The sequence below is a fragment of the Ancylobacter sp. genome (assembly GCF_965249975.1).
Lineage (GTDB): Bacteria > Pseudomonadota > Alphaproteobacteria > Rhizobiales > Xanthobacteraceae > Ancylobacter.
On the sequence record NZ_CBDFNE010000001.1, the window covers coordinates 1 to 7,730 of the forward strand.

Consider the following 7,730-nt stretch of genomic DNA (forward strand, 5'->3'; position numbering starts at 1 on the left):
AGGACATCACGCTCCTGAAGCTCGCTGGCATCAATCCGGTCGTCGTGCATGGCGGCGGGCCGCAGATCAACGCGATGCTCACCCGGCTCGGCATCAAGTCGGAATGGGCGGCGGGCATGCGCATCACCGACAAGCCGACCGTCGAGGTCGTCGAGATGGTTCTTGCCGGCTCGATCAACAAGGAGATCGTGCAGACGATCACCGAAGCCGGCGGGCGCGCGATCGGCCTCACCGGCAAGGACGGCAACATGGTCACGGTAACGCGGCTGACGCGCAAGGTCGTGGACCCGGATTCGCATACCGAGCGGATCGTCGATCTCGGTTTCGTGGGCGAACCGAAGACCGTGCGCACCGAAGTGCTCGAAGTGCTGGCGAAGTCCGAGATCATCCCCGTGCTCGCTCCGGTCTGCGCGGGCGAGGACGGCGAGACCTACAATGTCAATGCCGACACCTTCGCCGGCGCCATCGCCGGCGCGCTGCATGCCTCGCGCCTTCTCTTCCTCACCGACGTGCCGGGTGTGCTCGACAAGCACAAGCAGCTTATCAAGGAGCTGACGGTCGCCGAGGCGCGGGCGATGATCGCCGACGGCACCATTTCCGGCGGCATGATCCCGAAGGTCGAGACCTGCATCGAGGCGCTTGATCGCGGCGTCGAGGGCGTCGTCATTCTCGATGGCAAGACCCCGCATGCGGTGCTGCTCGAACTCTTCACCGAGCATGGCGCCGGCACGCTGCTGAAGCGCTGATGAGCGACCACACCCTGTCCCAAACGCCTGATCTCGCTCGCTTCGCCACGGTGAAGGCCTGGGTGTTCGACCTCGACAACACGCTCTATCCGCGCCACACCAACCTTTTCGCGCAGGTGGACGTGCGCATCCGCGACTATGTCCAGCGCCTCCTCTCGCTCCCCGCGGACGAGGCGCAGCTCCTGCAGCGCGACTATTACCGCCGCTATGGCACGACGCTGCGCGGGCTGATGCTCGAACACAAAATCGCGCCTGACGACTTCCTCGAATATGTCCACGACATCGACCATTCCGCGGTCGCCCCCGATCCGCAGCTCGCGGCGGCGATCACGCGCCTGCCGGGCAAGCGCTACATCCTGACCAACGGTTCGCGCAGCCATGCCGAGAAGGTGATGGCGCGGCTCGGCCTCCAGCCTGATTTCGAGGACATCTTCGACATCGTCCGGGCCGACCTCGTGCCGAAGCCGCATGCCGACACCTATGACCGCTTCCTCGCCGAGAACGGCATCGCGCCCGGCGAGGCGGCGATGTTCGAGGATCTCGCGCGCAATCTCGAAGTGCCCAAGGCGCTCGGGATGGCGACGGTACTGGTCGTGCCGCGCGGCACCGAGCCGATCCTCGCCGAGGCGTGGGAGACGGAAGGGCGCGAGGGCGCCCATATCGACTTCATCACCGACCATCTCGGCGATTTCCTGACCGCGATCGTCGACGGTCTCGCGGCGCGCACCACCGGCTGAGGCGCCGCGCGGGGCTGCTGCGGCGTTGACTTCGCGATCGGCGCCGATAGTGTCGCGCGCCGTCACACCAATTTCGGGATGCTCCATGTCGATCGCCGATACCGCCGCCCTGCAAGCGACCATCGAGGCCGCGTTCGAGGATCCCGCCGCGATCACGACCACCACCAAGGGTGAAGTGCGCGACGCGGTTGACGCCGCACTGTCGCTGCTCGATGCGGGCACCGTCCGCGTCGCGGAGAAGCGGGACGGCGGCTGGGTGGTGAACCAGTGGCTGAAGAAGGCGGTGCTGCTCTCCTTCCGCCTCAATCCGATGACGGCGATCTCCGGCGGCCCGAACGGTTCCACCTGGTGGGACAAGGTGCCGTCCAAGTTCGACGGCTGGTCGGGCGAGGATTTCGCCAAGGCCGGCTTCCGCGCGGTGCCGAACTGCATCGTCCGCCGCTCTGCCTATATCGCGCCCGGCGCCATCCTGATGCCGTCCTTCGTCAATCTCGGCGCCTATGTCGACAGCGGCACCATGGTCGATACCTGGGTCACGGTCGGCTCCTGCGCGCAGATCGGCAAGAACGTTCATCTTTCCGGCGGCGTCGGCATCGGCGGCGTGCTCGAGCCGCTGCAGGCCGGGCCGACGATCATCGAGGACAACTGCTTCATCGGCGCGCGTTCGGAGGTCGTCGAGGGTGTGGTGGTCGGCGAGGGCTCCGTGCTTTCCATGGGCGTCTTCATCGGTGCCTCGACCAAGATCGTCGACCGCGAGACCGGTGAGATCCATATGGGCCGCGTGCCGCCTTATTCGGTCGTGGTGTCGGGCTCGCTTCCCGGCCGGCCGCTGCCGGACGGCACGCCCGGCCCGTCGCTCTATTGCGCCGTCATCGTGAAGCGCGTCGACGAGCGCACCCGCGCCAAGACCTCGGTCAACGAACTGCTGCGCGACTGAGCGAAGCGCCGGTTTCGGTCCGCGTCCGGCGGAGCACAAGAACGGAGCACCTGTCCATGGCGATGGTCACTTTGGAACAGGGACGGAGCGTGCTGGTCGCGGCGCGCGGGACAGCGCCGGAGCATGGTCTCTGGCAGTTCGGCTCCGAGGGCGGCGAATGGCGCGGCCGACAGCTCGCGACCGTCGGCCAGCTCTCTTCGCTCTGCCGCCATCCGGTGCTGCCCATCGTCTATGGCACGGTGAGCGCGCGCGGCGCCGTCATGGCGTGGCGCGTCGCAGACGGGGCAGCGGTCCCGCTCGGCGAGATTCCGAGCGGCGAGGATCCCTGCCATCTCGCCGTCGATCCGAGCGGTCGCCTGCTGGTTGCCGCGAACTATGGCTCCAGTACGCTGACGCTGATCGCGCTTTCGAGCGATGGCAGCTTCGGCGACACGGCCTCGCTGGTGCTCGAAGGGCAGGGGCCGGACGCCGAGCGGCAGGAGGCGGCCCATCCGCATCAGGTCCTCTTCCATGACGGGCTGATGCTCGTCGTCGATCTCGGCGCCGACCTCGTCCGGCGCTTCGCGTTTGACCTGGGGTCGTCCGTCGACCGGATGCTCACGCCGATCGAACCGCTGGCGGCGCCAGCGGGAAGCGGGCCGCGCCACGGCGTTTTCCTGCCCGATGGCCGGCTCGTGCTGTCCGGCGAACTCGGCTCCAGCCTGGTCGTCGGGTCCATGGCACGGCCGGCTGTCTGGGAGAGCACCGCCAGCACCCTGCGCCGCGGCGCGGCCCGCAGCCGCACGCCGCGCAACTATCCGGGCGACGTGCAGCGCTCCGAAGACGGCCACTTCGTCTATCTCGCCAATCGCGGGCACGATACCATCGCTGCCTTCGACGTGACCTCCGCTGCGCCGCGTCTCGTGGCCGAGGTCGAATCGGGCGGCGCCTGGCCGCAGCATCTCCTCGTTCTCGGAGACCGTTGCCTCGTCGCGAATTGGGATTCGAACCTCGTTACCGCGCTCGGCCTCACCGGAGAGGGTTTCGCCGGCGCGGCCGAGCCGTTGTTCGAGTGTCCCGGCCCCGGCTGGCTGCTACTCTTCTGATGGCCTGACGGCAGGCGCGCCCGGAAACCACCCAACGAAGCGACGGAGGCTCGCGTGAGTGCCATCACATCGGATGCAACACCGCCGTCGCCGGTGCTCGCCCGGGTGGCACCGGTCTATGGCGTCGTCGGCATCTCCTATCTCGGCTACGCCATGATGGCGACGCTGTTCGTGCCGATGATCCTCTCGCCCGGCTCGACCTATGCGCCGGAGGGCTCGACGGCAGGTCAGCGGGCGATGCTGGTCGGCCTCCTGCTGATGCTCTATCCGATGGCGCAGGTCATCGGTTCGCCCGTGCTCGGCGCCCTGTCCGATCGTTATGGTCGCCGGCCCGTGCTCGTGGCATCTCTGGCGGTGACGACGATCGCCTATGCGCTGATCGCCTCGGCGCTTGCCATGCATATGCTCTGGCTGCTCGGGGCGGCGCTCATCCTCTGCGGGCTCGGCGAGGCCAATGCCGCGATCGGCACCAGCGCCATCGCCGATGCGACCACCAAGGAGGAAAGGCCGAAATATCTCGGCTATCTGTGGTCGGTCACCAGCGTCTCCTATGTGCTCGGCCCGGTGCTCGGCGGGTTCGCCGCGGCACATTTCGGCTATCTCGTACCCTTCGCCGCGATGGTCGGCGTGCTCGCCGCGACCTTCCTGCTGGTGCTGCTCTTCTTCCGCGAGACGCGGACACCCGATTCCTCGGCGCGGCAGGTGCCGATCGGCGCCAGCCTCGGCAATCTCGGGACGCTCTTCACCGACTGGCCGCTCCGCGCCTATTACCTCGCCAATTTCCTGCTTTTCGTCGCGTCGATGGGCTTCTGGCGGGTCGTCACGGAATATCTCGTCGACATGTTCGACCTGACGGTCGGGCAGGTGACGATCGACTATGCTCTCCTCGCCGTCACCGCCGGTCTCGGCAATCTCGTGCTGCTGCCGATCCTCGTCGGTCGCATCGACATGCGGCGGCTCGGCATCCTTGCGACGCTTATCGGCGGCTTCGGCGTGTTCCTATCTCTGCTGCCGGGTGGCGTCGCCGTGGCGGTCGGCTTCGGCGGCCTTGCCAGCATCGCCTTCGCCGTCGGCTTCAGCGCCTTGAGCGGGCTCCTCTCGGCAAGGGTGGGTCCCGAGCGGCAGGGCGCGGTGATGGGCAATAACACCGCGCTCGGTTTTCTCGGCGAAGGCATCGGCGTCATGGGCGGCTCGGCGCTGACCGGCATCACGCCCGAACTGCCGATGATCCTGTTCGGGCTGATCGCCTTCGCCTCGGTCGTCGTGGTTCGGTTCGCCATACCGCGCGAAGAGCCGGCGGCCGGCCACTGACGGGCGATGGCGCCTCCGCCGCGAACAGGCTACGAGTCGTCGGAACCGCCCGCCAGAAGGTCGCCCGCCATGCCCGAGCCGCTCTCGCACCGCCTGCCTGAGATCGCGTCCGCCGACGCCGACCTCGCCGCGAAGTCTCCCGATCTCCGCGCGCTCGGCGAAATCCGCCTGATGCGGCTCGAGGACGGGCCCGGCCGCGGGCAGCGGCTGCTCGTCGCCCGGAATGCAGCGGGGATCGGCTTCGAGATCGCCGTTGACCGCGGCTTCGATCTTTCGGCACTGAGCCTCGGCCAGGTGCAGCTCGGCTGGCACTCGCAGAACCAGATGCGCTTTCCCGCGCAACTGCCGTCGAGCGAGGACGGCTACGGCTTCCTGCGCAATTTCGACGGTTTCCTCGTCACCTGCGGCCTCTCCTACTATGGCCCGCCCCGCCGTGCTGCGGGCGACACCGCCGTCAGCCCGCACCGTCCCCAGCGCGATTATCCGCAGCATGGCGAGATCGCGTCCCTGCCGGCCCGCCTCGTCGGCTACGGTCTCGATGCCGATGCGGGCGTAATCTTCGCCGAGGGCGTCGTCCGTCAATCGGGCGTCTTCGGCGACGTGCTCGAACTGCATCGGCGGGTCGAGCTCGGTCTCTATGGCCGGACCATCACAATCGCCGATCGCGTGGCGAATTGCGGCTTCAACCCGGCGCCGCATGCGCTGCTCTATCACTGCAATTTCGGCTATCCGCTCCTCGACGCGACGACCGAGCTGACCGGCGCTTTCGGTGATTTCGCCGGACGCTTCGCCGCGCTGCCGCCCCGCCCGCGGCCGGAGACCCGAGAGATCGTCGATCATTTGACGCTGCCGCCGGACGGGCGGGGCGACCTCGCCGTCGGCCTCCGCAATCCGGCGATCGGCATCGGCGTCGAGCTCGCCTACCGGCAGGCCCAGCTTCCCTCGCTGGTCGTCTGGCGCTCCTACCAGTCCGGCGTCTTCGCGCTCGGTATCGAGCCCGGCACCGCGCTGCCGCGCATCGAGAATGGCGAGCTCGTCACCGAGACCATCGAGGCGCGCGGCAGCCGCGACTATGGGCTGGCGATCACGGTGACGTCCGAGATCTGACGACGGCGCAGGTCGTCCTCAGGCCTTCAGAGCCGCTGCGAGCGAGGAGCGCTGGTAATCCGCGAGCAGCGCGGCGACGGCCGCGGAGGCGAGGCGCGCTTCGGCACTGTCGGCACGGCTCGTCAGGATGATCGGCACGCGCGCGCCGAGCACGATGCCGGCCGCGTCGGCGCCGGCGAGAAAGGTGAGGCTTTTAGCCAACATGTTGCCGGCTTCGAGATCCGGCACCACCAGGATATTGGCGCGGCCGGCAACGGGCGAGCGGATCTGCTTGATCGCCGCTGATCCCAGATCGATCGCATTGTCGAGAGCGAGCGGCCCGTCGACGACCCCGCCGGTGATCTGGCCGCGATCGGCCATCTTGCAGAGCGCCGCCGCCTCGATCGTCGAGGGAACGTCCGGATTGACGGTCTCCATCGCCGAGAGCACCGCCACCCGCGCCTCGCCAAACCGGAGCGCCGCGGCGAGGTCGATGGCGTTCTGGACGATGTGACGCTTCTCCTCGAGGCTGGGCGCGATGTTGACGGCCGCATCGGTGATGATCAGCGGATCGTCATGATTTGGAACGTCCATGACGAAGCAATGGCTGATGCGCCGGCCGGTGCGCAGCCCCGTCTCGCGGGCAACGACGGCGCCCATCAGCTCGTCGGTATGCAGGCTGCCCTTCATCAGCGCGTCGGCCTCGCCGCTCCGCACCAGCGCAACGGCCTTTTCGGCGGCGTCATGGCTGTGCGCCGCCTCGACGCAGCGGAAGCGGGAGAGGTCGGCGTCGATCGCTGCCGCCGTCGCCGCGAGCTTGCCGGGCGGCGCAACCAGGATCGGATCCATGAGGCCGAGCTCGGCGGCCTCGATCGCCGCGCCGAGCGCGACGGCGTCGCAGGGATGCGCGACGGCGACGCGGAGCCGCGGCAGCGCCTGCGCCGCCGCGATCAAGCGGTCATATTTCGCATGCCGAAGCGCCGCGTCGTCGTCACCCATCATCATGCGCCTCAGCGTTTCATGTAGGAGCTGATCAGGCTGAGCTCCGGCGGACCCAGCCGGTCGGCCGCGCTCGCCAGCTGATGCCAATAGGGATAGATCAGCCGCTGAAGGCTGACGGCGTCGAGCTTTGCCCGCTCCTCGTCGGTCAGCTTCAGCTCGGCGGCGCCGAGATTGCGCGTCAGCTGATGCTCGTGGCGGGCGCCGATGATCACCGAGGTGACGCCCGGCCGGCCGAGCAGCCAGGCGAGGGCGACTTCGGCGGGGGAGGACCCGCGGCCTTCGGCGATTTCGACCAGCACCTCGATCGTGTCGTAGAGGCGGTTCTCGTCGGCGAGCGGCGGCTCGTGCCAGTCGTTGAGGTGACGGCCGCCTTCCTCCGGCGTCTTGCCGCGCCGATATTTGCCGGAGAGCAGGCCGCCCGCGAGGGGGCTCCAGACGAGGACGCCGAGACCCTGGTCGAGCGTCACCGGGATCAGCTCGTATTCGGCATCGCGCGATTCGAGCGAATAGTAGATCTGCTGGCTGACGAGCGGCACGAAGCGGTTGGCGCGGGCGATCTCCATCGCCTTCATCAGCTGCCAGCCGGAGAAATTGGACGCGCCGACATAGCGCACCTTGCCCGAGCGCACGAGCGTGTCGAGCGCTTCCATGGTCTCCTCGAGCGGCGTCTGGCCGTCCCATTCATGCAGCTGGTAGAGATCGATCGTCTCGACCTGCAGTCGCTTCAGGCTCGCCTCGGCCTGGCTGACGATGTGGCGGCGCGAGAGGCCTTCGCCATTCGGGCCGTCGCCCATGCGGAAGCGAACCTTGGTGGCGATCACGAGAT

At 68.2% G+C, this 7,730-nt stretch carries 8 protein-coding genes; 6 read left to right on the plus strand and 2 right to left on the minus strand.

Translation table 11 applies throughout. The features are described 5' to 3' along the window. The 6 genes from argB to ACP2AH_RS00030 all read left to right on the plus strand — a co-directional run. Nucleotides 1-746 (plus strand): acetylglutamate kinase (gene argB / locus ACP2AH_RS00005; RefSeq protein ID WP_425103955.1); only part of this gene is annotated, 746 nt, incomplete at its 5' end. Next, entirely contained in the window at nucleotides 746-1,483 is a 738-nt protein-coding gene (locus ACP2AH_RS00010; protein ID WP_425103956.1) for a pyrimidine 5'-nucleotidase, read from the plus strand. The genes argB and ACP2AH_RS00010, both read left to right, overlap by 1 nt. Nucleotides 1,484-1,568: 85 nt before the next feature. Further along, nucleotides 1,569-2,420, plus strand: coding sequence for a 2,3,4,5-tetrahydropyridine-2,6-dicarboxylate N-succinyltransferase (gene dapD, locus ACP2AH_RS00015; protein ID WP_425103957.1), 852 nt, complete (start codon nucleotides 1,569-1,571; stop codon nucleotides 2,418-2,420). A 56-nt stretch (nucleotides 2,421-2,476) separates the two neighbouring features. After that, the gene (locus ACP2AH_RS00020; RefSeq protein WP_425103958.1) at nucleotides 2,477-3,505 is read left to right on the plus strand and encodes a lactonase family protein; all 1,029 of its coding nucleotides are present in this window, start codon (nucleotides 2,477-2,479) and stop codon (nucleotides 3,503-3,505) included. A gap of 54 nt (nucleotides 3,506-3,559) precedes the next feature. After that, complete coding sequence (locus tag ACP2AH_RS00025) at nucleotides 3,560-4,816, plus strand: MFS transporter (protein WP_425103959.1); 1,257 nt, start codon at nucleotides 3,560-3,562, stop codon at nucleotides 4,814-4,816. 69 nt (nucleotides 4,817-4,885) lie between these two features. Further along, nucleotides 4,886-5,923: an aldose 1-epimerase family protein gene (locus tag ACP2AH_RS00030; protein ID WP_425103960.1), complete on the plus strand. Its 1,038-nt coding sequence runs from the start codon at nucleotides 4,886-4,888 to the stop codon at nucleotides 5,921-5,923. 18 nt (nucleotides 5,924-5,941) lie between these two features. Here ACP2AH_RS00030 and ACP2AH_RS00035 read toward each other — a convergent pair whose 3' ends face one another. Continuing rightward, nucleotides 5,942-6,901 (minus strand): phosphate acetyltransferase, encoded by a 960-nt coding sequence (locus ACP2AH_RS00035; protein ID WP_425103961.1) that lies wholly within the window; start codon nucleotides 6,899-6,901, stop codon nucleotides 5,942-5,944. Nucleotides 6,902-6,912: 11 nt separating this feature from the next. Then, nucleotides 6,913-7,730, minus strand: an 818-nt coding sequence (locus ACP2AH_RS00040) for an aldo/keto reductase (RefSeq protein WP_425103963.1), incomplete at its 5' end; no start/stop codon positions are given.